The sequence below is a fragment of the Micromonospora sp. NPDC051196 genome (genome assembly GCF_040682415.1).
Lineage (GTDB): Bacteria > Actinomycetota > Actinomycetes > Mycobacteriales > Micromonosporaceae > Micromonospora.
The window spans coordinates 264,879-290,069 of the sequence record NZ_JBFBAY010000006.1; the positions used below are offsets into that span (position 1 = coordinate 264,879).

The window sequence follows — 25,191 nt, forward strand, 5'->3', positions numbered from 1 at the left end:
CTTTCCCCTCTTGTTTACCTACCACTGCACATTCGTCGATCCTGAGCCTGAGCACCAGGCCATATGGCGAACAACAGCGTCATCGGCGCCGGCGACTCACCTGATAGCCGACCCCGACGGGTAGCGCCGATCGAATCACCTCGTCCAGACCGTCGAGCGGCTCATCGGTATCTAGCAGTACCGTGACCGGCGCGGCCGGCTGCCGGACTGGCGTCTGGGGCACAGCGGAGCAAATCGTGCCACCAGGGTCGATAACCTCAGCGCTGACCCCGTAGCGAAGCTCGATCAGATCGATCAAGCCGCGGGCAGTGCCGCGCCGCCGGTAGCAGTACACAAGGCCAGGCAGCAGGCGACGGCCGCTCCGATCGTCGAGCAGATGCGGACTGTCCACGCCGACCGTCCGATACATCCACGCCAGCACGTCGGCAGGTGCGACGTCGGGCGACAGCAAAATGGACAACTGTTCGGCGAAGTCGGCGACGGGCGCGGCGACGGCGTGCACGACCTCGGCGATGCTCGCCGTCGCAGGCACGGCCACCGCCGGGGTCGGTCGCCTGACACTGGTGGTACGGACCCAGAATGGCGGTTCCGCGTTGGTCACTTCGGTGAAGTCCGGGTCAAGGACCCCCGTGATGTCAATCATCGCGGCGCTGATCGCGAGGCGCACTTCATCCTCGGCAGAAGGTAACTCCGCAAGCCTTCGGGCCGTCGTCACGGCATCCCCGTACCAGCCTCTGTCGTCGCGGTGGCAGACACCGACGGCCAACCCGAGGCCCAGACGCAACGATCCGGGAAGGGCATCGGCCAGCGCCTGCGCAAACCTCTTGACCAATGGTCCGGCGGTCGCAGCCGGCGTCGCGACGAGCAGCCCGGGAACTGAACGGACGTAATCGGCCTGCCGCCAATCCAGACCTGAATTCCGAAAGGCGGTGGGCAACACCGAGCGCGTGAGCTCATCCCACGGCAGCATGCTGCCCGCGGTAGCAACAGCGAGCACCGCCCGATAGCTGTCTGCCATGAACCCAATCCTGGCGTGTCGCATTGCCACCGGCCACCAGCCATACGCACAGTGCCGAATGACTGTTTTCCGGCGGCTTTCCCCGGTCACCGAGACTCGATTCCAAGTGGAGATGCCCAGGTTCAGACAGTGCTACAGCGGCGGTCGCGTACACGCCGTCGCCCCAACCAGAACCGACCACGTCGGCGACCATCGACGTGATTGGATGCCCCTGCTCGACGCAGACGGCACTGCGGACAGTGGGCGATGATCTGGGGATAGGGTCGCGAGGTGACGACGAACGCCGATTCCGAGTCTGGTTGTACGCCGGTTCAGCGGCGGTGGGTCTGGGAGCATCCGGTCGACCCACGCTGGCTGTTCCTTGGCGGTGTCGGCGTCGATGGCCCCGACGAGGACGACATCCCGCTGGCGCTGTGCGCGGAGATCGAGGGATTGTTCGTCGACCTGCCGCCCCGGCCGCGGGAGCGGTTCACACTTGTCGGCTGCGCCCCGGACGGCGCGCTTGCCGACCTGTTGGATCGGCTGCCCGTCGAGGCGCTCGGCACCGAACGAGCCTGGCTGGGTGACATCTTCCTGGTGGCACCACCGGGGCCAGCAGACGCGCCGCCGACCTGGTGGGGCGAAGACCTCGGTGACGTCGTCGTACTCGGTCAACGACCGAGCCCCACGACGCCGCAGACCGTGGACATCGAACTCGACGGGTTCGTCCACGTCTACGACCGCACGGACGCGGTGGTACGTCCCGACGTCGCCGAGTTCGTCCTGCTCGGCCGGGACGAGGCGCCCTACGGCACCTGTCGGGATGTGACGGGCGTGTTCCGCGAGCAGGCCGCACCGCCGGTGCCGCAGATCAGACTGCTGGGTTGCCGACCGGAAACGCCACTGCTCACCGCGCTCGGTGCGGTCAGCAACGCGAGCAAGGCCGCCCGGCGTCGCCGTCGGATCCACGCCGAGGTGCACATGACAGCCGCCGACGGCTCGATCCGCCAGGTGATCGACGCCATGGTGTCCGGAACGGTCGTCGCGAGCGAGCCGTCGCGTCTCGGCGCCGGACTTCTCGACGTGACCGTCGACAGCGACCCACGGGAACCACTACCGCTGGGGGTCCTCGACATCCTGGAGCATTGGCGCACCCGACGGCCCGCAGCGAAGAACGAGTGGGCGGGCTACCACCGCGAGTTGCGCCACCACTGGGCCGGTGTGGCGCTCGCCAACCGGATCGGTGTGGCCGACCGGCCACCCGGCACCACCTACGACCTCGACGGGCGGTACGTCACCGACATCGAAGGGTTCTACTGCGCAATCGGCGAGGCGATCAACGGCCCCGGCGGATACTTCGGCTGGAACCTCGACGCGCTCCACGACTGTCTCAGCGGAGGGTTCGGCGCACGGACACCGTTTCGGCTGGTGTGGCACGACTCGGCCGTCGCCCGCGCGCACCTTGTCGCCGGCTATGACGGACGTCGGCTGGCACCGGCGACCACTCTGGATCACCTGCTGGACATCCTCGCGGCACACCAGGTCGAGATCGACCTTCGCTGACCACTGAACACGCCCGACCAAGCCCACGCCGCCCGGTCGAAGCCGAACTCGGCCAACGACCGGGATCACGCGGCGCAGGAGTCGATCCACCATGATCAAGGCTTGCTCATGCCGCCGAACGGGCCGCGCCGGGCTGCGGGCCCATCGGAGTGCAACGTACCGTCAGGGCATCGGCCCGGCCTCGGTTCTCCCCGGCAATCGATCACCGACGCCGGAACGGCGCTCAGCGCCCAACTGGCGCACCGGCAGGTACGAATCGTGCATCGCCGGCCGCGGCGTCGCTCGCCCCTCTGCTGGTGGCCGCCGGGATGCGCCGAGGAGCCGACCCGCTGTCGCCGAGGCAGACACGCCGCCCGGCCTGGGGCAGCAGAGGGACCGAGCCACGCCGGTAACGGCGGCGTGGCTCAGCTACGCAGCCTTGCGATCACCGACCACGCGGTGGGCAGCGCGACTGCCGCCAATGCGATCTTGAGCAGATCCCCGACGATGAACGGCGCGGCACCCAGGGTGAGCGTCTCTGCCACGTTCGTCCCGAGGTAGATGCCGAGCCAGATCAGGCCGAGCAGGTAGATCACGGCATTGCCGGCCACCATGGCCACCGTCGACGGCAGGACATGCCGATCCCAACCGCGCTCCGCAGTCGCGCCGACGATTCCCACAGCGAGCAGCATGCCCACCAGGTAGCCGCCCGTCGGCCCCAGCAGCGCCTGCCAGCCCGAGGCGCCCTCGGAGAAGACAGGGGCACCGGCGGCGCCCACCGCCAGATAGAGAGTGAAGGTGAGCAGACCCCGCATCGCGCCGAACGCCCCGCCCACGAGGAGCACCGCAAAGGTCTGACCGGTCAGTGGTACAGGGGTGAACCAGAGGGGTATCACCACCTGGGCGGAGAGAGCCAGCAGGAGGACGCCGGTGAGTACGAGCGTCATCTCCGCCACCAGGCCCGAGCGTCGCACCAGCGTGGGTGCCAGGGTCATCGAGGACATGTCGGATCCTTCCGTTGATTGCGTTGATTGCAGCTGGTCCACCCCCCACGGGCGGTTGCTGTCATTCGGCAGGCGCGTCCACGGCGGCCGTCTCGCCCGCGGCGATTTCGCGCTCAGTCATCGGCGCGCACATCCGCCACGATTCCGGTGTCGTAGGCACCTGAGACAAAGCTCGGGTGCGTGAGCAGCCGATCGAAGAACAACAGGTTGGTCGTTGGTCCGCCGATGACGAACTCCTTGACAGCGGCCCGGGCGCGCTCGATCGCCGCGTCGCGATCGGCGCCGTACACACAGAGCTTGGCGAGAAGCGGGTCATAGTACGGGGTCACCACCGACCCCGCCTCGTAACCGGCATCGACCCGGATTCCGTCACCGGCGGGTTCGCTCCACGTGGTGATCTTGCCGGGTCGCGGGAGGAACCGCACCGGGTCTTCGGCGTACACGCGAAGCTCGATGGCGTGGCCCTTGGGCAGCAGATTGTCCATGTCAGCTGCGGGAGGTAGCCCGGCAGCGATCCGTAGCTGCTCCTCGACCAGGTCGACTCCGGTCACGAGTTCGGTGATCGGATGCTCGACCTGCAGGCGCGTGTTCATCTCCAGGAAGACGTACTCCTGGCTCTTCGGGTCGACAAGGCACTCGACGGTGCCGGCGTTGCGGTAGCCCACGGCCTCGGCGGCGGCGATGGCACCGGCCAACATACTTTCGCGCAGTTCTCTGGAGACCCCCGGCGACGGGGTTTCCTCGACGATCTTCTGGTGCCGCCGCTGCACCGAACAGTCTCGTTCGCCGAGCGCGACGACACGACCGTCGGCCAGGCCGAGCACCTGGACCTCGACGTGCCGTGCATTCTCGATGTAACGCTCGAGGAGGATCCCGGGCGAGCTGAAGAAGCGCTCGGCACGGGCCTTGGCGGTCTCGTATGCCGTTCGAAGCTCTGCCTCGTCACGGGCCAGCCCCATCCCGATGCCACCGCCACCGGCTGCGGCCTTGACCATGATCGGATAGCCGATGGCCGCAGCGGCACGAACCGCCTCCTCGACGTCCTCCACCGGAGACTCGGTACCCGCGGCCACCGGCACCCCCGCCTTCGCCATGAGATTGCGGGCGTTGACCTTGTCGCCCATCGCCTCGATGGCATCGGGCGACGGCCCCACCCAGGTCAGGCCGGCGTCCCCAACCGCCGCCGCGAAGGCGGCGCTCTCGGCGAGGAAACCGTACCCGGGATGGATCGCCTGAGCGCCCGCCCGGCGCGCAGCGGAGAGAATTGCCTCTACGTTGAGATAGGACTGAGCCGGTGCCGCAGGGCCGAGCAGGACTGCCTCGTCCGCTTCGCGAACGAACGGTAGCTGCGCGTCGGCCTCGGAGTACACCGCAATCGTCCGCACGCCCAGCCGTGCGGCAGTCCGGATGACCCGGCGGGCGATCTCGCCGCGGTTGGCGACAAGCAGCGACTCAAACATCGAACTCCTTAGACAGTCGGCTGGCGCAATGCGATGAAATTCGAATAAGCCAGCTTCGGTGCCGAAGCCTGGCGGGAATGGACGATCAAGGCCGAACGACGCCCTTCACGGGCATCTCAGCCCTCCAGCACCACCAGCAGGTCGTTCTCGGCCACCTGGGAACCTTCGGTGACGTGCACCGAGGAGACCGTGCCGGCGCTCGGGGCCATTACCGGGATCTCCATCTTCATCGACTCAAGGATCACCAAATCCTCATCGGCTGCCACCGTCTGTCCCGGCTGCACCAAGACCTTCCATACGTTGGCAACCATTTCCGCGCGCAGCTCCGTCATATCGACTCCCGTTCTCTGATTGTTGGGGACGCTTTGTCGCCCGAGGTGGGCTTCGTCGCCGCCGGCCCGACGAAGGATGTGCACCGGGCCGGTGACGACAGCGGTTCAGGCGGGGGCGATCCCGCGCTTCTTGGGCGGCCGCCAGTGGCCCGACTCGTGCCGCGAGTCGGCGATGAAGTCGAGTGTTCGGATAACGGCCAGGCGAGTGTCCCGCGGATCGATGACGTCGTCGATCTTGAACTTGGCGCCAGCGACGGCCGGCTCTTCCAGTCGCTTGTAGTGGTCGACCAGCTCCATACGCTGCTCCGGCGTGACCGTTGGGTCCTTACCGTGCAGGATGTTCACGGCGCCCTCGGCACCCATCGGGCTCACCCGTGCGGACGGCCAGCAAACCATGAGCGCTGGGTGAAACTCGGCACCGCCCATGGTGTGGTAGGCAAGTCCGAATGCCTTGCGAACGACAACCGTGCAGATCGGGACGGTGGACTGGCTGAGCTCCCACAACGGACGCATGCTGCGGCGGAACAGGTTCGTCCGTTCGGCCGCGGTACCGACGATGTAGCCGGGAACGTCCACCAGCCACACCAACGGGATGTTGAACGCGTCGCAGATGTTGATGAAACGCGACATCTTGTCTGAGGCGTTGCCGTCCAGCACCCCGGCCTTGAACATGGGGTTGTTGGCGATGACGCCGACGGTGTGCCCGCCCATCCGGCCAAACGACGTGACGAGGTTGGGCGCGAACGTCGGCTTGAGTTCGAAGACGCTGCCCTCGTCGAGAATCTTCCGAACCAGCCTGCGCATGTCGTAGGCGCGGGCCTGGTTCGCGCTGACGAGAGACAGCACGCTGTCGTCCAACCGATCGTCGGTGGGCTGGCGCGGGTGCCTGGGCGCGGGCTGAGTGCAGTTCGATGGCAGGTAGGACAGATATCTGCGCAGGTGCGCGATGAGATCGTCCTCGGTGTCGGTCTCGTGATCGATCGACCCGAGGTCCTTGGCGTGCAGCTCGCTGCCGAAGTCGGCGGTGGAGACATCCTCACCAGTAGCCGCCTTGACCAGACGGGGACCGGCCAGCCCGAGTGAGGCACTCTTGACCATCACGACGTAGTCGGCGAGCGCGACGAGGTTGGCATGTCCGGCGTAGGTGTGACCGACCACTGCGCACAGGATCGGCGCCCACCCGGACATCAGGCCGAGGTCGGAGAACCGTTCGTGCCCGCGGATCGTGGTGGAGCCCATCCGTTCGGTGATTCGCGCGCCACCGCCCTCGACGAACATGACGAGTGGCACGCCGCTCCGTAGGGAGATCTGCCGAGCGCGGGCGAACTTCTCGTCATTGGTGCGGCCCATCGACCCGCCACTGACGGTGAAGTCATATGAGACGACCACCACCGGGCGTCCGTCCACGCGGCCGGTGCCGATGACGATGCCGTCGGCGGCGCCGAGAACCTCGTCACCGAACGGATCTTCGGGATCCGGCCTGCCGAGCTGTCCGAACTCGACGAAGCTGTCCGGGTCGACGAAGCGGGTGACCCGCTCGCGGGCAGTCAGTGCCCCCCGTTTGCGCTGGGCGGCGACGGCTGCGGGCCGGTTGTGGTCGAGCGTGGCATCCTTCCAGACGAGATAGCGTTCGGTTTCCTCGGCAAGCGTGGCCGGACGTTCCTCTATGTCGTTGTTCACCCCGCACCTCCGTCAGTAGATCGTGGTCGGCCAGTTGGCCAGGTGATGCTCCCCGACGCGCCGGCTGTGCACCCGCAGCGCGGAGGTGAGGTAGGCGCGGGTCTGCCGCGGGTCGATGACGCCGCCCACCGCGAAGACCCCTGCGGCGTCGTAGGCGCTGGTGCCGTGGGTCATCTCGGCGACGGCGGCTTCGTACCGTTGCGCATCGTCGATGACGTCCCTGCCGTGCACGATGCGGGCGCCGAACCGCGGGTCCATGAAGTTGATCTCCGCTGTGGTCCAGGCGCAGGTCTCGTCCGCGTTGCCCCCGAGACCCATGTTGAGCAGCGCCTGGCCGTACGTCTTGCGGGCGACGATCGCGATGCGCGGGACGGTGACCAGCGACAGGGCGTTCATCCAGTTCATCACCCGGCCGGTGGCACCCTTGCGCTCGCCGTCCTTGCCGATCAGGAAGCCCGGCTGGTCCGCGATGAACACCAGCGGCACGTTGAAGGAGTCGCACAGGACGAGGAAGCTCGTCGCCTTGGAGCACGCCTCGGGGTCGATCGCGCCGCCCTTGACGAGCGGGTTGCTCGCGATGATGCCCACGGTCTGTCCGTCGATCCGGGCCAGGGCGGTGATGATGGGGCGGCCGTAGAGCCGCTTGAGCTCGAACAGCGAGTCCGGGTCGACGATGCACTCCAGCACCGTGCGCATGTTGTAGACCCGGCTGCGAGATGTGGGCACGAGCGTGGCGATGCGCTCAGCGCGGGCCGGATCGTCGGCCCCGGTGGGCACCGCGGCAACCGGCGGCGGCTCGTTGCGGTTCTGCGGAAGATAGGAGAGAAAGCGCTTGACCAGGTCCAGCGCCTCCTCGTCGGTGTCGACGGCCACATCGACGAGGCCGCTGTCCTGGGCGTGGACGCGCCAGCCGCCGAGCTCCTCCGGGTCGACGCTCTCCGAGGTGGCCATCTCGGTGAGGCGTGGGCTGGACACCGCGAGCACCGCACCCTTACGCATGACGACGAAGTCGGACATCGACGCGTACCACGAGGACGACCCGTAGCAGGGGCCGAGCACGGCCGACACCCAGGGAGAGTTCCGGCGCCGGAGGTACTGGGCGGGGTCGTCGGAATTGGCGACGGTGCCCTCGGCCCCCATCGCGTCGGGCATCCGCGCGCCGCTGGACTCACCGAGGAAGACGATCGGGTAGCCCTGCCGACCCGCGACCCGCTTGACGTGCTTGATCTTGCGAGCGTTGGTGCGGCTGCTGGACGCGCCGAGCACCGTGAAGTCGTTCGAGATCACACCGACGGTGTTGCCGTCGATCTGCCCGAACCCGGTGACCTTGCCGTCGGCCGGGGTGCGCTCACGCATGTCCGGACGGTGCGAGACACCGAAGAGGCCCGCCTCCTGGAACGTGCCCTCGTCGAAGAGACGATCGACGCGTTCCCGGGCGTTGAGGATGCCGGCGGCGGCGCGGGCCTTGAGCTTCTTCTCACCGCCCATTGCGAGGGCCCGTTCCCGGAGCCGGTCGTGCAGTTCCCTGCGATCGTCCAAAGTAGAATCAGTCACGTCAGGATCTCTCCAATGCCGGTCAGGGTCGCGGAAGCGGCGACGGCGCCCTACAGGGCCGCGCGCAGCGACGAGCGGTGGTCCGGATGCGCGATCTCGACGAGCGCTCGGGCCCGGTCGCGCAGACTGAGGCCGCGCAGCTCGGCGACGCCGTACTCGGTCACCACCACGTCGGCCAGGGAACGGGGAACGGTCACCGTGCTGCCGGGACGCAGCCGCGTGACGATGCGTGACACGGTGCCCTTCCCGGCGACCGACGGCAGCGCGCAGATGTAGCGCCCGTTGCGGCCGTAGGCGGCGCCGATGGCGAAGTCGAGATGACCGCCGGGCCCGCTGTAGAGCTTCGGGCCGATCGACTCGGCGTTGATCTGGCCGGTCAGATCGATCTCGATGGCGCTGTTGACCCCGATAAATCGATTTACCGTGCCCAATGTGGCTGGGGAGTTGGTCCGGTCGACCGGCAACATGACGATCTCGGGGCGGGAGTCGATGGCCCGATACAGCTCCTCGCTGCCGGTGACGAACGTGGCCGTGATCGCCGGCTGACCGTCCGGACCGGGCGCGAGGGTGCCGGCCTTCATCAGGTCCAGCGCCGAGTCGCTGAAGGTCTCGGTGAGCATGCGGATGCCGTCCTTACCAGCGACACCGCGCAGCACCGCGTCGGCCAGCTTGCCGATCCCGAGTTGGATGGTGTCGCCGCTGCGGATCAGGCCGGCGACGTTCGTCGCGATCGCCGAGGTGACCGCGTCGGGCGGGGCGGTGGCCACCGCCTGCAGCGGCTCGTCGACCTCGACGACGTGGTCGATCGCGGAGAGATGCACCGACGTTCCGCAGGTCCGGGGCATCTGGCGGTTGATCTGGGCGATCACGGTACGAGCCCGGGAGATCGCCGCCGGTAGGTACGCGACGCAGGTGCCGAGGCTGCACCAGCCGTCCTCGTCGGGCGGGGAGAGGTGCAGCACGACCACGTCGCAGCCGACGGCGCCACTGCTGATCAGCGCCGGGGTCAGGCCGTAACAGTTGGGGACGAAGTCGGCCGAGCCGGCGGCGATCTGCTCGCGGGTGCTGTGACCGGCCATGAAGCCGGCGTGCCGCACGGTCGCGCCCGCCGGCCCGTCGAAGTACGGCAACTGGTCGTCGATCCGGTTGTGCAGGATCGTGAACGGCCCGCGCGCGCCGGCCACCAGCGACTCGACGATCCGGCGCGGCCATCCGCCGCCGTGCCCGATGACGACCGCGTCGTCGGGGCGTACGAACTGGGCCACGTCCTCGACGGCGAAACTCTTCGGCCTGCGGGTCAGGTCACCGCCGCGGGTGATCCGGACCGCCTCATTCTCCATCGCGACGCTCATCTGGTGCCCGCCAACTCGTTGCTGATGCGGGCGGCTGCCGCCTTGAGGTCGGGGACGAAGTCCTCGAGCTTCGGCAGCGGCAGCCGCGCCTCGACGGCGGACAGCACGACGGCGCCCATGAGCACGCCCTCGCGGGTGAACACGGGGCAGGCGACGGCGCAGCCGCCCAACGTGCGTGCCCCCGCGCTCAGCGCGTACCCACGTTCCACCGTGCCGACGAGCTCCGCGCGCAGCTCGTCCTGGTCGGTGATGGTGCGGTCGGTGAACCTCTTCAGCGGCAACTCCGCGAGGAGCTTTTCGCGTCGCGGCTCGGGCTGGAACGCCAGCAGCGTGAAGCCGGTGGCGCCCGCGTTCAACGGGTAGCACTCCCCCGCCGTCGGGCAGTAGCTGAGGTCGTTCGGCGAGTTGTGCTGCAACGCGCAGTAGTACTGCAGGCCGTGCAGGACGGAGAAGCTCGCGCTCTCCCCGGTCAACGCGACCAGGTCGGCGAGCGTCTGCTTGATGACCGCCCAGTGGTCGAGCATGCCACGGAAGGCCAGGAAGTAGAGCTCGCTGCCGAGGACGAAGCGCCGCTCGGCCGTGCGCTGCACGAGGCCACGGCGTTCGAGGGTGCTGACCAGGCGGTGCGCGGTGGACCGGTCGAGACCCAGCTGCTCACTGAGGTCGCTGTTGGTGATGCCGTTCCCCGCCTGAGCCACCGCCATCAGCACGTCGACCGCCTTGTCGACCGTCGAGCTTCCGTACACGCTGCACCATCCCGTTCCGCCCGTGGTGAGGCCAATCCTAGCACTTCGATTACATGCCGAGACAATACGCCGTCTCATGCTCGACTATTGAGTAGGCTGCGCTGACAGTCGGGCGCTCAACAGTTCCTCCATCAGCTCCAGCACCCGGGTGTTGTCCGCCGCGCCCATGCCCCGGTTGACCGCCACCCGGTAGAGCTGGCTCGTCAACGCGCCCAGCAGCATCGGCCGCCCACTGCGGGCCGCCATCTCGGCGGCGATCCGGCAGTCCTTCTCCATCAGGCCCAGGGCGAAGTTCGAGGTGAACCGGCGGGGCAGGTAGTACAGCGGGAAACGCACGTCGGTCATGTGACTGCGACCGCTGCCCTGATTGATCGCCGTTACCGCCAACTCCGGGTCCACCCCGGCCTTGACCGCGACGAAGAACCCCTCCATCGCGGCCAGCAGCGCCGTCGCCGACATGTGGTTGTTCAGCGCCTTGGCCGCATGACCCGCGCCCAGCGGACCGGCGTGCACGATGTCGGTGCCCAACTGGTCGAGGACCGGCCGCACCCGGGCGAGCGTCTCCGCCGCACCGCCGACCAGGATGGACATCGTGCCCTCCCGGGCCGCCCGCGCTCCCCGGCTGACGGGGGCGTCGAGGAACTCGACGCCTGCCTCGGCGAATCGCTCGCCCAACGCCAAGGTGCTGTCCGGGTCGCTGCTGGACATGTCCACCACGACGGCGCCGGCCGGCGCCCCGGCCAGGACGCCGTCCGGGCCGAGTACGACCGCCTCGACCAACCGCGAGTTCGGCAGGCTCAGCAGCGTCACGCCCGCGACGGCCGCCACCTCCGCCGGGCTGGCGCAGGGCCGGGCACCCAGCTCGGCCAGTTCGGCAACCTTGTCCGTGTCGATGTCGAACACCGCCGGCGCGACACCCTGGTCGATCAGCCGCCGAGCCATCCCGCCGCCCATGGCGCCGAGCCCGATCAGGCCCACCTTCACGTCCGTCATGAGCCGGCCTCCGTCCCCTGATCGGCGCCGAGCAGATTCCACAGGAACGGCACGATCAGCATGTTGTCGTCGTCCGCCGTCGCGTCCGGCTGCGCGAGGTACATGTTGTAGATCTCCAACGCTCGGGTGCCGTACAGCGCCGGCGCCCCCACCTCCTCGGCGAGGTCACGCGCCACCCGCAGGTCCTTGCGCATCAGCCCGGCGCTGAACGCCGAGCGGTAGCTGCCGCTCTGCACGAACCGCGGGAAGTGGTTGCTCGTCATGAAGTTGCCTCCACTGGACGCGTTGAGCACATCGAGGAACGCATCCAGCCCGACGCGGTACGCGCCGGCCACCGCGACCGCCTCGGCGGTGGCGATGAGGTTGACGCCCATGAGCATCATATTCACCGCCTTGATCGCGTGTCCCGCGCCGAGCGGACCGACATGCAGAATGTCGGTCGCCAGCGGGGTCAGGTACGGCATCGCCCGATCCACGTCCGACTTCTCACCACCGAGCCACACCGACAGCGTGCCCTCGATGGCGGCCGGCACCCCCCGGCTGACCGGGGCGTCCACGATGGCCGCCCCGGTCCGGGCCAGCGCCGCCCCGACGTCGCGGGTGGTCTCCGGCGAAGAGGTCGTCATCTCGATGACCAGCGTCTGGGCACCCGCGCCGCCGAGCAGGCCGCCCGCGCCGAGGATGCAGTCCCGCACGGCCGCCGGATCCGACACGCACGTGACGACCGTCGGTGCGGTCGCCGCGACCTCGGCCGGGCCCGACGCCCGCGTGACGTCCGGGTGCAGCCGCGCCAGCGCCGCCGGATCGATGTCGTAGGCGATGACCTGGTAGCCCGCGCCGAGGAACCGATCCGTGAGCACCTTGCCGAGCTGCCCGGTGCCGATCACTCCGACCGGCGTTTCCGACGACCGTGCGGCACTCATCTCAGGACCCCGATCCCGTGCCGGCCCGGTGCGTGAACGAGTCGCGCCGGAAGCTGTAGAGGGCGTCCGGGTCGACCTTCACGTCGACGATGGCCAACCGGTCGCTGGCGATCGCCTCGCTGATCGTCGACTCCAGGTCGTCCGGCTTCTCCACCGCGAAACCGTGCGCGCCGTAGAGGCGGGCGAGTTCGTCGTACGGGGGGTTCACCACGTCCGAGCCGATGTACCGCCCGCCGTAGAAGTCCCGCTGGTACGCCTTCTCCGCGCCCCACACGCCGTTGTTGAGCACGATCACGGTGGTGTTGATGCCGGACTGGACGGCGGTGGAAATCTCGCTGGTCACCATGCCGAACCCGCCGTCGCCCATGAGGCTGACCACGGTGCGGTCCGGGTTGCCCAGCTTGGCGCCGAGACCGGCCGCGAACGAGAACCCGACCAGGCCGAAGTCGACAGGCGTGATGAGCGCCGGCGACTGCCGGTACGGCAGCACGTCGTGCGCCTGGAGACAGAGGGTGCCCGCGTCGAGCGTGACGATGACGTCCTCGGGCAACGTGGCCCGCAGGGCCTTCCAGATCCGAGCCGGCTGGATCGGGGTGGCGTTGTCGTCACCCTCGCGTTCCCGCTGTTCGAGCAGCTCCCGGCGGCGGGCCGTGAAGGTGTCGAACCAGTCGCTCACGGCCGCACCCGGCTGGTGGCCGGCGAGCACCTCGGTGAGCTGCCCGGCGAAGCCGGGGGCGTCGGCGAGCACGCCGAACGCCACCGGGAAGTAGCGGCCGAGCGCCGTCGCGTCCATCTCGACCTGAATGATCTGCGCGTCCCGGCTCAGGTTGTCGTAGGAGAAGAACGTCGAGTTGAAGCCGAGCCGGCTGCCCAGCACCAGGATGACGTCGGCGTCCTTGACCAGTTGGGTGGCGACGACGTTTCCACGCGGGCCCATCTGCCCGGCGTATGCCGGGTGCGTCGACGGCACCGCGTCGCCGTGCCCCGCCGAGGTGACGATCGGCGCGCTGACCACCTCGGCCAGCGCCGCCACCGGCTCCCACTCGCGGAACTTCACCCCGCCACCGGCGACGATCACCGGACGCTGGGCGGTTCGCAGCAGGTCGGCGGCGCGGGCCACCAGGCCGGCGGGCGCCAACGGACGCAGCCCGTCGACCCCCTCCGTCCGGCTCAGCGGGGTCGGGTTGATCGTGTCGTCGAATTCCTGCGCCAGCACGTCGCGGTGCAGGTTCACCAGCACCGGACCGGGACGCGGGCTCAGCGCGGTCCGGAACGCCTGGGTCAGCAGGTCACCGAGACGCTTGCGCTGCACGACGTCGAACGTCCGCTTCGTCACCGGAGTGAAGAGTGCGTGCTGGTCGATCTCCTGGAACCCGTCCAGCTGGAAGTGCTCCGTAGAGGTCGCCCCGGCCAGCGCCACCACCGGAGAGTAGGCGCGCAGCGCCTGGGCCAGCCCGGTCACCAGGTTGGTGGCGCCGGGGCCGTTCTGGCCGGCGAGGATGACCCCGGGCCGGCCGGTCGTCCGTGCGTAGGCATCGGCCATGTGCACGCCGGTACGTTCGTCGCGGACCCCGATGAAACGGATGTCCTCCGCGTCGTGCAGCGCGTCGAACAGCTCCATCGTCGCCGAGCCGATCAGGCCGAAGACCGTGTCGACGCCGTACGCGCGCAGCACCTCGACCGTCAGCTGTCCACCGTTACGAGTACTCACACCTTGCTCCTTTTGTCGTGAGTGGATTCAGCTGGCCTTGGCCTCGTCGAGCACGACCTTGGCGTAGTCCAGGGAGGTCCGGTTGGCCTCCTCGACCATGCCGAGCTCGACGACCAGGCTCGACAGGTTGTCCCAGGACTGCGGGTTCACCTTGAAGTCGTAGCGCTGTTCCACCTTGAAGATCTCGTTCAGCGCGGGAATGATGATTTCCTTGTACTGGCCCTTGTAGACCTGGTCGGCGACGATCTGCGCCGCCTGGTCGATGTTCTGCTTCGTCCAGTCGTACGCCTGCTTCTGCGCCTTGACGTAGCCGCTGACCACCTCGGGATTCTCGGTGGCCAGGCTGTTGAGCACCGGCAGCGCGTAGGAGCTGTAGGCGCGGATCTTCTCCGGGGCCTCCTCGCCGGTCAGCGAGGCGAACTGGACAGTGTTCGCCCGCTGCTCGAACACCCCGACATCGGTACGGGAGTAGGTCACGTAGGCATCGATGCGACCGGCCTCCATCTGGCCGACCCCGCTGTCCGGTTGGCCGACGGCCAGGATCGTGGCGTCCTTCTCGGTCATGCCGGCGGAGGCGAAGCCGGCCATCAGCGACTGGTAGACGAGCGAGCCGATCGCGGTCAGGCCGATCTTCTTGCCCCGCAGCGCCTGCATCTTCTCCGCGAACGGACGGTCCTTGAGCGCGGCCAGGTCGGAGTCGGCCGGGACGACGACTCCGAACGGGATCCAGTTGTCCAGCCAGCCAGCGATCTTGATGTCCTCGCCCTTGGCCATGTTCTGCATGATCGGGGCCGGGTTACCCGGCCAACCCTTGAGCGTGCCGCCGAGGAACAGCGTGTTCGCCGACGCGCCGCCCTGCTGCGGCGAGATGAAACTGGCCTTGAGCCCGTTCTGCTCGAAGAAGCCCTGCTTGTCCGCGACGTAGTCGAGGACGTAGATCTCGCCGTTGAACGAGCCGAGGGTGAACTCGAAGAGCCCGTCCTTGTTCGCCGATCCGGAGCCGGAGCTGCACGCCGTCAGCGCGAGCACCGCCGCGCTGAGGGCCGCGATCAGCCGCAGTCTTGTCTTCATCGGTCTGTCCTTCCGGGCAGCACGAAGCCGCCAGCAAATGCCGGTTTCTTGCGGAAGAGGTGGAGAGTGGTCGCGCTGCGCCCGGCGGGCGTGCGTGACGCCGCTCAGGTGGCGGGGACCACCGCGGCGGCCGCGGTTTCGCCGGCGATGAGGCCGGTGGTGAAGGCGTGCGAAAGTCCGTTGCCAGAGGTGTAACCGGCGGCGCCGAGACCGGACATGCCGGCCGCCGTGCCGCCGGCGGCGAAGAGTCCGTCGATCGGCTTGCCCGCCGGGGTCAGGACCCGGGCCGCCGGATCGATCCGCAGGCCGCCCTGGGTGTGCGCGATCCCGCCGGTGACGACGGAGCCGTACCAGGGCGCCGTCAACGGGGTGCCCGACGGCTCCCGACCGAAGGCGTCGGCGGCCACGCCCCTGGTCCCATCGTTGTAGGCGGTCACGGTGCGCCGTACCGCCTCGACCGGCAGGGAGTAGGCCGCGGCCAGGTCCTCGAGCCGGTCGAACCGGTGCACCGCGCCGGCGTCGTACGCCTCGCGGAAGACCCCGTTGGTCCAGAGCGCGTCGACGATGCGCTGGTCGAAGATCTCCACCGCGATGCCGCTCGGCTGCGCCAGGATGATCGGGGTGAGTTCCGAGTAGCCGAGGTCCTCACGAGCGAACCGCTCACCGTTGACGTTGACCATGATGCTGCCGAGATACGGCAGACCACCGGAGAGGTGGGTGCCGTACTTCGGGTTGACGTGGGCGTGGCCCTGCCACGCCGACATGAACTCGACGTCGGCGCCGAGCGCCATGCCCCAGACGATGCCCTCGCCGGTGCTGGTCTCTGAGCCGATGTACACCGCGTCCAGCGCGTCCGGGCAGTACTGCGCCAGCATCTGCCGGTTGTTGCCGAAGCCGCTGCAGGCGAGGACGACGCCGGCGGCGCGGAGCTCCTCGGCCCTCCCGTCGCCGATGCCGGCGGTCACGCCGACGATCCGGTCCTCCTCGGCGAGCAGTCCGGCGACCCGGGCCTCGTCGACGAAGGTGATCCGTTCCTCGGCCGCCACCGCACGGCGCAGGTGGGCGACCAGCTCACTGCCCTTCTCGGCGGGGCCGGCGTGCATCCGGAACGCGCTGTGGCCGTACCACTTGATGGTGGTGTTGAGGTGCAGGTCCAGGCCGACGTGGTCGGCGATGAAGTGGACGTAGTCCTTGGACCGGCGGCAGATCTCGGCGACCACCTCGACGTTGGCCACTCCCCCGTTCTTCTTCATGATGTCGGCCATCATGAGTTCCGGGCTGTCCTCGATACCCATCTCCTGCTGGTAGCGCGTCCCGGCCGCCTGCAGGAACCCGCCGCTGAGCTGCGCGTTCGTGCCCCGGAGCACGCTCTTCTCCAGCAGCAGCACGGTGGCGCCGCGCTGCGCCGCGACGAGGCCCGCGATGATGCCTGCGGCGCCCGCGCCCACCACGATCACATCGAACTGGTTCGTCTCTGACACGTCAGCCTCCTTCAGCCCGCCGCGTCGGGGTTACGGGCGGGGATGTACCGCTCCTCCGCCGCGTAGATGTCGTCGAGGCCGACCAGCCGGTACAGCTCCTTGCGGTGGTACATCCGATCGAGCAGGCCGCGCTGGGTGCCCCGCTCGCGCAGCTCGGTGAGCACGTCGACGATCGCCTGCTGGGCCGCTCGCATCGGCGCCGACGGGAAGATGACGACGGTGTAGCCCATCTCGCCCAGCGACTGGGCGTCGACCACCGGCGACTTGCCCCACTCGGTCATGTTGGCGACCAGGGGCACGCCCTGGAGCTCCTGGGCCATCCGGGCGAACTCCTCCTCGGTGCGCATCGCCTCCGGGAAGATGACCTCGGCGCCGGCCTCGGCGTAGGCGACGGCACGCCGCACCGCGCGGTCCATGTCCTCGGTGGCGCGGGCGTCGGTGCGGGCGACGATGACGGTCTCGGGATCGGTCCGGGCATCGCAGGCGGCACGGATCTTGCCGACCATCTCCTCCAGCGGCACCACGCTCTTGCCGTCCATGTGTCCGCACTTCTTCGGGAAGGACTGGTCCTCGATCTGGATCGCGCCGGCACCGGCCTTCTCGTACTCCCGGACCGTGCGGATCACATTGACCGCGTTGCCGAATCCCTGGTCGGCGTCGGCGAAGATGGCGATGTTCGTCGCGTCGTTGATCCGCGACACGTTCTCCACGAGTTCGGTCATCGTCATCAGGCCCACGTCGGGCAGGCCGAAGATCGTCGCGGCCGTGCCCGCGCCGCTGACGTACAGTGCCTCGTATCCGGCGTCCTGGATGAGTTTCGCCATGAACGCGTGGGTGGCGCCGGGCACCAGAAGTGGATTGCTGCCGTCGTGCCGGGCCAGCAGTTGTCGGAATGATGGAGCTGCCATGGGGAAGCCTCCCGCGAGTCGATGTGGTGGCCGGACGGGGTTACAGCAGCCGGGTGTCGGCCGAGCCGACCCGGCGCTGGACGAGCCGCACCGCGAAGTCGAGGATCATGGCGCACACGGCCATCAGGACGAGCACGGCCATCGAGCCGGTGATGTCGAACGAGTTCGCGGCGCGCACCATGAGCACGCCGAGGCCGTGGTACGCGGCGACGATCTCGGAGACGACGACGCCGAGAACGCTGTAGACGGCGCCCAGGCGCAGGCCGGCCACGATGCTCGGCAACGCGGTGGGCAGTTCGACGTGGATGAACCGCTGCCAGCGGCTGGGACCGAGCGAGTCGGTGAGCAGCCGGATGTCGGGATCCACCATGGCCATCCCGGCCATCGTGTTCAGCAGCAGGATGAAGAAGACGATGCTGACGCCGACGATGATCTTGGCGGTGATGCCGAGCCCGAACCAGAGGATGAACAGCGGCGCGAGCGCGGGTCGGGGCAGCGCGTTGAAGAGCGTGATGAACGGGTTCAGCGCCTTGGCCAGGACCCGTACCCGGTGGAACAGCAGACCGCAGGAGACGCCCAGCGCGGTGCCGATGGCCAGGGCGAGCAGGGCGGCCTGGAAGGTGTGCCCGATCTCGTACCAGACCTCGGGGTCGACCAGCATCTCCCCGATGCGTACGGTCACGTCCCACGGGGTGCTGACGAAGTTGACGTTCACCAGCCCGGTCGCCGACAGGCTCCACCACAGCAGCGAGAAGACGACGAAGACGACCGCCCGCAGGCTCCAGGACAGCAGCCGTTCCCGGCGCCGTCGGCTGACGACCACGCCGAGGAGGGCGTCGTCGAACTGCTGCTCGTCGGTGGGGGTGGGGGTGGGGGTGAGGACTGTGCCGGTCACCTTGCTCATCGCTGCTCCTCCACCTCGGTCACCTGGGCCCGCACCTCGGCGGTCAGCAACCCGTACAGGTCGTCGTAGTACTTCTCGAACAGTGGGTTGTGACGAACCTCCTGGCCGCGCGGGCGCGGCAGCTCGATCCGCAGGTCCGCGATGACTTGGCCGGGACGGTGGCTGATCAGGACGACGCGGTCGCTGAGCATGATCGCCTCGTGCAGGTCGTGGGTCACCAGGATGACCGTGGACCGGATCCGCTCCCACAGCTTCAGGAACTCCTGCTGCTGGATCAGCCGGTTCTGCGCGTCCAGCGCGGCGAAGGGCTCGTCCATCAGCAGGATCGACGGCTGCAACGCCAACGTGCGGGCCACCGCCACCCGCTGCCGCATGCCCTGCGACAGCTCGCCGACGCGGGCGTCGGCGAAGTCACGCAGGCCCACCCGATCCAGCCACTCGGTGCTGCGCCGCCGGCGTTCGGCCTTGTCGATCCGCCGGATGGTGAGGCCGTACTCGACGTTGCCGCGAACCGTCCGCCAAGGCAGCAGGGCGTCGCGGGCGAGCATGTAGGCCACCTGGTTGGACGGTCCGGTGACCGGCTTGCCGTCGACCGTCACGGCGCCGACCCGAGGCCGGTCGAGACCGGCCACCATGGTCAGCAAGGTGGTCTTGCCGCAGCCGGACGGGCCGACGACGGAGACGAACTCGCCTGGCGCGATGTCCAGGTCGAGGTCCCACAGCGCCCGGACGACCCGGCCGTTCTTGGCGAATCCGTGACGGATGCCGGTGAGGCCGATCGACACACCCGCGGTGCCGTCGGCTGCCGTGGCGGCGGATCGCTCACCGTTGGCCGGTGAGGTGAGCTGAGGTCTCATCTGCACTCCATGAATTTCGGGTCGATCGGGCAAAGCCGGCGGCGGCGATCCAGAGGTAAGAGCCCGCTCCGCTACCACAGCGTGTTGATATGTGAGACGCGGACCTGATCTGTGTCCATATTCTGCTCACCGGGGGATGTAGTCAAGATCTCACCAACGCAATTTCTAAATCGTTGTCGTGAGGAGTCCGCCCAGCCCGGCCGCGAGCACGACGAGCGTCACCACTCGGATGAACACCGACTCACCCAGACGAACGAAGAGCCGTTCCCCCAGCCAGCCACCAACCACCACCGCCGGGAGCAACAACAGGGACCACAACGCGATGTGGAACGCGCCCGACACCACGATCTGAGCGGGCACCAGAACAACGTTGAGCACAGTGAAGTACGTCGACATGGTGGCTCGGTAACGCACCTTGTCGAGATCCAACCCGGCCAGGTAAACGGTCAACGGAGGACCGCCCAGACCGACGCTGCCGGCGAGGAAGCCGCTGGCCACACCGGTCGCCACGCTTGTCACCCGACGCTGCCGCAAACGAAACCGGGTGCCGGTCAGCAGTATCACCGCGACGAACGTGACCAATATTGCGATGGCAATCTTCAATATCCGGACATCCGCGTGGTACAGCACCAGCATTCCGGGAACCAGACCGAAAATGCTGCCGTACGCCATCGTCCGGACCAGCGGGACGGAGCAGTGGTGTCGCACCCGTGCGGTGACTGCGACATTTGCAATCATCGACAGAACGAGATTCACCACCACCCCGTCCCGCACCCCGAACAGAACTGCGAGAAACGGAACTGCGACGATCGAGAATCCGAATCCGGTCGCGGACTGGACCGCGGACGAGACCAGGACGACGGCCGCGACCGGAATCAGCAGTGCTGCGTCAGGGAACAGGCCGGTCAAGCCGGCTGCAGAAACGCCTGCACCATGTCGTCGGTGCTGGCCCGCCAGATCTCCCGATGCGCGGCCACGTGCGCCAGCGCCCGTTCCACCTGACCGATCCGGAACGGCTGCCCGGTGATCCACGGCCGCAGGTGCAGCAGATACAGCCGGCCGGAGTCGGACGACTCGCGGTACAGCACGTCGAACGCGTCGGTGAGCATCCGGCCGTAGGTGCTGATCGTCACCTTGCGCTGCAGCAGCGCGTTGGCGTCGTCCAACTCGTAGGTGGGCGGCAGCGCGACCAGACCGTCGGTCATCCGGTACGGCTGGTCGTCGTTCACCCAGTTCAGGGTGTACCCGACGCCGGCCTCGGCGAGCAGCCGCGGGGTCCGCGTCGACTCGCTGTACTCCGGGCCGAACCAGCCCCGTGGCCGGGTACCGGTCAGCCGCTCCAGCGCGTCGAGCGTGTCGGCGATGTACGCCCGCTCGACCTCCTCCGCCGCCTGCTCACTGACCAGGTCGACGGCGGACCGACCGGCCGCCACGATCGTCGCGCCACGGTCGAGCACGTGATCGACGAGGAACGGATAGCGCGTCGCGGTGGCCACGTCCATCGCCACCGTCGCCGGGACCCCGTGCTGCTCCAACGCGTCGAGCAGCCGGAACACCCCCACCCGGTGCCCGTACGCCCGGTGTGCCAGCAGCGGCACGTCCGGATGCGGGCGCTTGCCCAGGCCACCCAGGAGCGAGGCCGCCCGCAGGCCGGGGGTGACGTCCTCGTCGGCGGAGGCCAACTGGAGGACGACACCGACCGCGAGCCGGGCGTCGCCCGGCCAGACCAGCCGCGGCCGGTCAGGCAGCGCGGACCACTCGTACAGTCCGTGGTCCATTCCAGGAACGCGTTCAGCCGGCATGCCGCCTCCCCGAGGTGTATCGGGCCATCTCGGCGAGATGCGCGACGGCCTCGTCGTAGTGGTGGTCCAGGTAGTACTGGGCGATCTCGTCGCCGGTGGTCAGCCAGACGTCGTCGTGCCGGCGGATGTGCTCCAGCACCGACTCGAAGTAGTCGATCCGGGCCGCCTGCGCGATGCGGAACGGGTGCACCGAGAACGGCATCACCATCCCGGTCCGGGCGCCTTCCCGGTAGAGCCGGTCGAACTGGGCCTTGCACATCTGTGCCCACTCCGCGCCGTCGACGTTCGCCTTCAGCAGCGGGCCGTCGTTCAGCTCGTAGCTGTACGGGATGGAGATCAGCCGGCGGTCGCCGGAGACCTCCAACGGCACCGGCTGGTCGTCGTGGATCCAGTCGGCGTGATAGATGAGGCCGGCCTCGGCCATCAGATCCGGGGTCCGTACGGTGCCCGTGATCGCCGGCCCCAGCATGCCCTTCGGCGTCTTGCCGGTGTGCTTCTGCACGGTGGCGATGCAGTCCTGGTAGAACGCCCGTTCCTCGTCGGCGGTGGCGCCGTACAGGTAGCGGGTGTTGAAGACGCCGTGCAGCATGTAGTCCCAGTCGCGTTCGACCATCGCCTGAGTGATCTCGGGGAAGTGGTCGAGGACGCCGACGTTCAACGACACGGTCGCCCGGATGCCATGCCGGTCGAGCACCTTCAGCAGGCGCCAGAACGCGACCCGGTTGCCGTAGTCGTGGAAGCCGTACTCGCGGACGTCGGGGTGCGGCGTACGGGGCCACGGGTCCATGTGCTCGTTCGGCGGCGGCAGGTACTCGGTGTGCTCGACGTTCGGAGCGACCCAGACCGCGACCCGCGCGCCACCGGGCCAGCGGACCGGCGGGCGTTGCACGATCGGGCTGTAGCGGACCCGCTCAGCGTGGTATCCCATCGGACTCCTCCCGGGCTGTTTCCAGTTGTTTCAGGTAGTCGAGGACGTCCGCCGACGGGCTGACGTCGGCGTACTTCATCCACAGGTCCAGCAGCGACGCCTTGTGCGAGGCGGCGATGCGGTCGGCGACGCCGTCACTGACCACCGTGACCTTGAAGTTGTTGCTCTGCGCGTCGACCGCGGTGGCGCGCACGCACCCACTCGTCGACACGCCCGCGACGATCACCGAGTCGGCGCCGAGCCGGATCAGCGACGAGAGCAGCGCGGTCGCGTAGAACGCGCTCGCGTGCACCTTGTCGATGACCAGCTCGTCGTCGCGGGGCGTGAGCGGCTCCACGATCCGGGTGCCGGGCGCACCGTCGACGAAACGCGCGATGTTCTTGCCCCGCTTCGCGGCGAACGAGTCGTACCGGGCGGATCGTTCGCTGAAGCAGTACCGGGTGTAGATGACCGGCCGCTGCTGCCGACGGAACTCGTCGAGGATCGGCACGATGCGCCGTACCGCCGCCCAGGCCGCCGCTCCGCCGCCGGCGGGATGCTCGTCGATCTGCTCCAGGATCGGCGCGTCGGCGCCGATGTGGTTGTACTGGCAGTCGATCAGCAGCAGCACCGGGCGCTCGCCCATGCCCGCCTTCTTGCCGTATCCGCCGCGTTCGATGACGGCGAGGTCATCGGCGGTCAGCAGGTCTTCCCATGGTTGTCCGGACACCGTTTCTCACTTTCTCCCAGGCTCGACACCGCAGGCCGCGAGGTCGTTCCAGACCTGTTGTTCGACGATCTCCCCGTCGGATACGGCGAACCGGTCGATGAAGCGAACGCCGTCGAAGGTGTGCCCGGAGGTCGTCTCACCCTCCAGGAACCCGCGGACATAGATGACGAGATCGCCATTGGCGGCGTGGCAGACGTCAATCTCATGGTCGCGTTTACGGACCCGTTTCATCCGTGCGCGGAACCAGCCGAGCCACTCACTGAGATCCGTGAACTCGCGACCACCCGGGAAGGTGTGCCGGACTCGCGGGGAAAGGTAGGCGCGCGCCTCGTCCAGGCGCCCGGCCTCGGTGAGCCGCAGGTACTCCAGCACCCGCTGGACGTCGGTCTCGGTGTCATGTCGTTCGTCGGTTCTCGCCACACTGCCCACCTCGTTGTGTTGGGCGATCCGGGTTCGCGCGTTTACGCGCGGGTCTTGTCGGTGCGCAGCGCCCTATCGGCCGGCGCTGCCCTCATAGCGGGGCTTGAGCATCGGGTAGATGCCCCCCGCGTCCAGCACGTCGAGCAGGAAATCGGGCAACGGGGTGAACGTCAGCTCGTGGCCGGGCCGGCTGTGGTTGACCACCTTGCCGGCCCTCAGGTCGACCTCAAGGTCGTCGCCGGTGTCCACCGCGGCCATGATCCCCGGCAGTTCGATGACGGGCAGCCCGTGATCGATCGAGTTGCGCAGGAAGTACGGGGCCGAGTTCTCGCACAGCACCGCGGCGACCCCCGCCCCCTTGAGCGCCATGGAGGCATGGTCGTGGTCGTGCCCATAGCCCATGTTCGGGCCGGCCACGACGAAGTCGCCCTTGCGGACCTTCTTCGGGAAGTCCGGGTCGACGTTGACGAGGCAGTGCTCGCCGAGCATCTCCTCGGTGACCGGTCCTTTATCGGCGAGCTGGCGGACCAGCAGGTAGGAGCAGATCTCCCAGTCGACGTCCAGGATTCCTGAGAACTTCCAGGCGTTGCCGCGCATGGTCACTTCCCCTCGAAGTACTCGTACGGGTCCACAATCTCGCCGGCGATGCACGACGCCGCGACGACGGCGGGGTTCGCCAGGAAGATCTGCGAGGTCTTGCCGCCCATCCGGCCCGGGTAGTTCGTCTGGGCGCTGGCGATGCAGACATCGCCGTCGGTCAACGGCGTGTTCGCGCCCCACTCCATGCCCTCGTTCGGCGTGGGAACGACGCACTCGGACTCCAGGAACGTCGTGAACGCCCCCGAAGCGACCGCACCCTTGAGCACCCGTGGGGTGCCCGGGGTGATGTTGAGGATGACGTGATGGGCGATCGTGTTGCCCTTGAGCACGCGCGCGGCGTGGTTCATGTCCCTCAGCCAGCCGTTGGCGTCGCTGCCGATGAACCCTCGGTTGATCTTGATGCCGAGGTAGTCCTTGAGATCGTGGATCTCGTGCCGCTGCGGCGGCGGGACGATGCGCGGGGTCAGCCCGTCGACGTCGAAGTGCAGGACGGCGGCGAAGTCGGCGTCCTGGTCACTCGTCTGCGGCTCTAGACCGGAGGTGTCGATCCGTTCGCCCACCCAGCGCATCGTGGTGTCGTCGGGGTTCATGATCGCCGTCCATGCGCCGGTGAACAGCGCCTGCGAGCAGATGGCGAACCGGCCCTCCATGTCCAGCGCGTCGATGTACGGCCCGGTCCATTCCAGGATGGCCCCCACCGCCCCGGACGGTCCGAGCTGGCCGAGCACGTACTCCGACACGTCACGTGGCGTGCAGTCGGCCCGCGGCTCGCCGGTGACGACGAGCTTGATGGTCTGCGGCACCTTCACCCAGTTCACCCCGCGCAACAGGTACGCCGCGGTGCCGAACGACAGCGCACTGGCGAACGAGCCGAGTGCGCCGGCCGTGCTGATGTGACCGTTGACGCCCTGGAAGTAGCACTCACCGGGCAAGGCCCACACCTGCTCGACGGCCACCATGTTCTCGATACCGGAGCGGCCCAGATCCCACATGTTCTCCTCGGGAACGCCGACCGTCGCGGCCCATTCCCGCAGCGCCTTGCGCTTTTCGGCGGCGCCGTGGGACGCGGTCGCCCCAAGGTGACCGTCGACCAGCATCACCTTGGTGGGGTCGTAGATCTTCGCGTTCCACTCGGTGATGAGCCCGGCGCCCTTGTCCATGGCCGAATGCGGGGCCATGACCGTCGGGCACGACGTCGTCACTTCCAGATAGTCGCC

The 25,191-nt window shown here is 68.3% G+C and carries 24 protein-coding genes; 1 reads left to right on the forward strand and 23 read right to left on the reverse strand.

Going from position 1 to position 25,191, the window contains the following annotated elements; genetic code table 11:
* Positions 1–79: 79 nt before the first annotated feature.
* Entirely contained in the window at positions 80–1,018 is a 939-nt protein-coding gene (locus AB0M35_RS15150; RefSeq protein ID WP_363745586.1) for a hypothetical protein, read from the reverse strand.
* 270 nt (positions 1,019–1,288) lie between these two features.
* Here AB0M35_RS15150 and AB0M35_RS15155 point away from each other — a divergent pair, with 270 nt between their 5' ends.
* Positions 1,289–2,560: a barstar family protein gene (locus AB0M35_RS15155; protein ID WP_363745588.1), complete on the forward strand. Its 1,272-nt coding sequence runs from the start codon at positions 1,289–1,291 to the stop codon at positions 2,558–2,560.
* A gap of 404 nt (positions 2,561–2,964) precedes the next feature.
* Here AB0M35_RS15155 and AB0M35_RS15160 read toward each other — a convergent pair whose 3' ends face one another.
* The 22 genes from AB0M35_RS15160 to AB0M35_RS15265 form a co-directional block, all read right to left on the reverse strand.
* On the reverse strand, positions 2,965–3,543 hold the full coding sequence (locus AB0M35_RS15160) for a biotin transporter BioY (protein WP_363745590.1): 579 nt from the start codon (positions 3,541–3,543) through the stop codon (positions 2,965–2,967).
* A gap of 113 nt (positions 3,544–3,656) precedes the next feature.
* Positions 3,657–5,003, reverse strand: coding sequence for a biotin carboxylase N-terminal domain-containing protein (locus AB0M35_RS15165; RefSeq protein WP_363745592.1), 1,347 nt, complete (start codon positions 5,001–5,003; stop codon positions 3,657–3,659).
* A 116-nt stretch (positions 5,004–5,119) separates the two neighbouring features.
* Entirely contained in the window at positions 5,120–5,335 is a 216-nt protein-coding gene (locus tag AB0M35_RS15170) for a biotin/lipoyl-binding carrier protein (protein WP_363745594.1), read from the reverse strand.
* A gap of 105 nt (positions 5,336–5,440) precedes the next feature.
* On the reverse strand, positions 5,441–7,015 hold the full coding sequence (locus AB0M35_RS15175; RefSeq protein ID WP_363745596.1) for a carboxyl transferase domain-containing protein: 1,575 nt from the start codon (positions 7,013–7,015) through the stop codon (positions 5,441–5,443).
* Between the two features lie 12 nt (positions 7,016–7,027).
* Positions 7,028–8,569 carry a carboxyl transferase domain-containing protein gene (locus AB0M35_RS15180; RefSeq protein ID WP_363745598.1) on the reverse strand — a complete coding sequence of 514 codons (1,542 nt, stop codon included), beginning with the start codon at positions 8,567–8,569 and terminating at the stop codon, positions 7,028–7,030.
* 50 nt (positions 8,570–8,619) lie between these two features.
* On the reverse strand, positions 8,620–9,909 hold the full coding sequence (locus tag AB0M35_RS15185; protein WP_363745600.1) for an acetyl-CoA hydrolase/transferase C-terminal domain-containing protein: 1,290 nt from the start codon (positions 9,907–9,909) through the stop codon (positions 8,620–8,622).
* A gap of 8 nt (positions 9,910–9,917) precedes the next feature.
* Positions 9,918–10,667, reverse strand: a complete 750-nt coding sequence (locus AB0M35_RS15190; protein WP_363745602.1) for an IclR family transcriptional regulator — start codon at positions 10,665–10,667, stop codon at positions 9,918–9,920.
* Between the two features lie 84 nt (positions 10,668–10,751).
* Positions 10,752–11,660, reverse strand: a complete 909-nt coding sequence (locus tag AB0M35_RS15195) for an NAD(P)-dependent oxidoreductase (protein ID WP_363745604.1) — start codon at positions 11,658–11,660, stop codon at positions 10,752–10,754.
* The gene (locus AB0M35_RS15200) at positions 11,657–12,583 is read right to left on the reverse strand and encodes an NAD(P)-dependent oxidoreductase (RefSeq protein ID WP_363745606.1); all 927 of its coding nucleotides are present in this window, start codon (positions 12,581–12,583) and stop codon (positions 11,657–11,659) included. Before AB0M35_RS15200 ends, AB0M35_RS15195 begins: the two co-directional genes overlap by 4 nt.
* A 1-nt stretch (position 12,584) precedes the next feature.
* Entirely contained in the window at positions 12,585–14,294 is a 1,710-nt protein-coding gene (locus AB0M35_RS15205; protein ID WP_363745608.1) for a thiamine pyrophosphate-binding protein, read from the reverse strand.
* A 27-nt stretch (positions 14,295–14,321) separates the two neighbouring features.
* Positions 14,322–15,365 (reverse strand): ABC transporter substrate-binding protein, encoded by a 1,044-nt coding sequence (locus AB0M35_RS15210; RefSeq protein WP_363745610.1) that lies wholly within the window; start codon positions 15,363–15,365, stop codon positions 14,322–14,324.
* A gap of 104 nt (positions 15,366–15,469) precedes the next feature.
* Positions 15,470–16,846, reverse strand: a complete 1,377-nt coding sequence (locus tag AB0M35_RS15215; protein WP_363745612.1) for an FAD-dependent oxidoreductase — start codon at positions 16,844–16,846, stop codon at positions 15,470–15,472.
* 11 nt (positions 16,847–16,857) lie between these two features.
* Complete coding sequence (locus tag AB0M35_RS15220; RefSeq protein ID WP_363745614.1) at positions 16,858–17,754, reverse strand: isocitrate lyase/phosphoenolpyruvate mutase family protein; 897 nt, start codon at positions 17,752–17,754, stop codon at positions 16,858–16,860.
* 40 nt (positions 17,755–17,794) lie between these two features.
* Positions 17,795–18,658 carry an ABC transporter permease gene (locus AB0M35_RS15225; RefSeq protein ID WP_363745616.1) on the reverse strand — a complete coding sequence of 288 codons (864 nt, stop codon included), beginning with the start codon at positions 18,656–18,658 and terminating at the stop codon, positions 17,795–17,797.
* Entirely contained in the window at positions 18,655–19,515 is an 861-nt protein-coding gene (locus tag AB0M35_RS15230) for an ABC transporter ATP-binding protein (protein WP_363745618.1), read from the reverse strand. The genes AB0M35_RS15225 and AB0M35_RS15230 overlap by 4 nt, the downstream gene beginning before the upstream one ends.
* 165 nt (positions 19,516–19,680) lie before the next feature.
* Positions 19,681–20,424: a sulfite exporter TauE/SafE family protein gene (locus AB0M35_RS15235; protein ID WP_363745619.1), complete on the reverse strand. Its 744-nt coding sequence runs from the start codon at positions 20,422–20,424 to the stop codon at positions 19,681–19,683.
* Entirely contained in the window at positions 20,421–21,293 is an 873-nt protein-coding gene (locus tag AB0M35_RS15240; protein ID WP_363745621.1) for a polysaccharide deacetylase family protein, read from the reverse strand. Before AB0M35_RS15240 ends, AB0M35_RS15235 begins: the two co-directional genes overlap by 4 nt.
* 13 nt (positions 21,294–21,306) lie before the next feature.
* Positions 21,307–22,245 carry a polysaccharide deacetylase family protein gene (locus tag AB0M35_RS15245; RefSeq protein WP_363745623.1) on the reverse strand — a complete coding sequence of 313 codons (939 nt, stop codon included), beginning with the start codon at positions 22,243–22,245 and terminating at the stop codon, positions 21,307–21,309.
* Positions 22,229–22,954, reverse strand: coding sequence for an isochorismatase family protein (locus AB0M35_RS15250; RefSeq protein ID WP_363745625.1), 726 nt, complete (start codon positions 22,952–22,954; stop codon positions 22,229–22,231). Before AB0M35_RS15250 ends, AB0M35_RS15245 begins: the two co-directional genes overlap by 17 nt.
* Positions 22,955–22,960: 6 nt before the next feature.
* Positions 22,961–23,383 carry a nuclear transport factor 2 family protein gene (locus AB0M35_RS15255; protein ID WP_363745627.1) on the reverse strand — a complete coding sequence of 141 codons (423 nt, stop codon included), beginning with the start codon at positions 23,381–23,383 and terminating at the stop codon, positions 22,961–22,963.
* A 63-nt stretch (positions 23,384–23,446) separates the two neighbouring features.
* Positions 23,447–23,971: a 3-isopropylmalate dehydratase gene (locus AB0M35_RS15260; protein ID WP_363745629.1), complete on the reverse strand. Its 525-nt coding sequence runs from the start codon at positions 23,969–23,971 to the stop codon at positions 23,447–23,449.
* Between the two features lie 2 nt (positions 23,972–23,973).
* The gene (locus AB0M35_RS15265) at positions 23,974–25,152 is read right to left on the reverse strand and encodes an aconitase family protein (RefSeq protein ID WP_363745631.1); all 1,179 of its coding nucleotides are present in this window, start codon (positions 25,150–25,152) and stop codon (positions 23,974–23,976) included.
* Positions 25,153–25,191: the final 39 nt, after the last annotated feature.

Coding starts and splice junctions, on each gene's coding strand:
- AB0M35_RS15150 (WP_363745586.1), bottom strand. CDS start 1,018: ATGGCAGACAGCTATCGGGCGGTGCTCGCTGTTGCTACCGCGGGCAGC.
- AB0M35_RS15160 (WP_363745590.1), bottom strand. CDS start 3,543: ATGTCCTCGATGACCCTGGCACCCACGCTGGTGCGACGCTCGGGCCTG.
- AB0M35_RS15165 (WP_363745592.1), bottom strand. CDS start 5,003: ATGTTTGAGTCGCTGCTTGTCGCCAACCGCGGCGAGATCGCCCGCCGG.
- AB0M35_RS15170 (WP_363745594.1), bottom strand. CDS start 5,335: ATGACGGAGCTGCGCGCGGAAATGGTTGCCAACGTATGGAAGGTCTTG.
- AB0M35_RS15185 (WP_363745600.1), bottom strand. CDS start 9,909: ATGGAGAATGAGGCGGTCCGGATCACCCGCGGCGGTGACCTGACCCGC.
- AB0M35_RS15195 (WP_363745604.1), bottom strand. CDS start 11,660: ATGACGGACGTGAAGGTGGGCCTGATCGGGCTCGGCGCCATGGGCGGC.
- AB0M35_RS15200 (WP_363745606.1), bottom strand. CDS start 12,583: ATGAGTGCCGCACGGTCGTCGGAAACGCCGGTCGGAGTGATCGGCACC.
- AB0M35_RS15210 (WP_363745610.1), bottom strand. CDS start 15,365: ATGAAGACAAGACTGCGGCTGATCGCGGCCCTCAGCGCGGCGGTGCTC.
- AB0M35_RS15220 (WP_363745614.1), bottom strand. CDS start 17,754: ATGGCAGCTCCATCATTCCGACAACTGCTGGCCCGGCACGACGGCAGC.
- AB0M35_RS15225 (WP_363745616.1), bottom strand. CDS start 18,658: ATGAGCAAGGTGACCGGCACAGTCCTCACCCCCACCCCCACCCCCACC.
- AB0M35_RS15230 (WP_363745618.1), bottom strand. CDS start 19,515: ATGAGACCTCAGCTCACCTCACCGGCCAACGGTGAGCGATCCGCCGCC.
- AB0M35_RS15240 (WP_363745621.1), bottom strand. CDS start 21,293: ATGGACCACGGACTGTACGAGTGGTCCGCGCTGCCTGACCGGCCGCGG.
- AB0M35_RS15245 (WP_363745623.1), bottom strand. CDS start 22,245: ATGGGATACCACGCTGAGCGGGTCCGCTACAGCCCGATCGTGCAACGC.
- AB0M35_RS15260 (WP_363745629.1), bottom strand. CDS start 23,971: ATGCGCGGCAACGCCTGGAAGTTCTCAGGAATCCTGGACGTCGACTGG.
- AB0M35_RS15265 (WP_363745631.1), bottom strand. CDS start 25,152: ATGGCCCCGCATTCGGCCATGGACAAGGGCGCCGGGCTCATCACCGAG.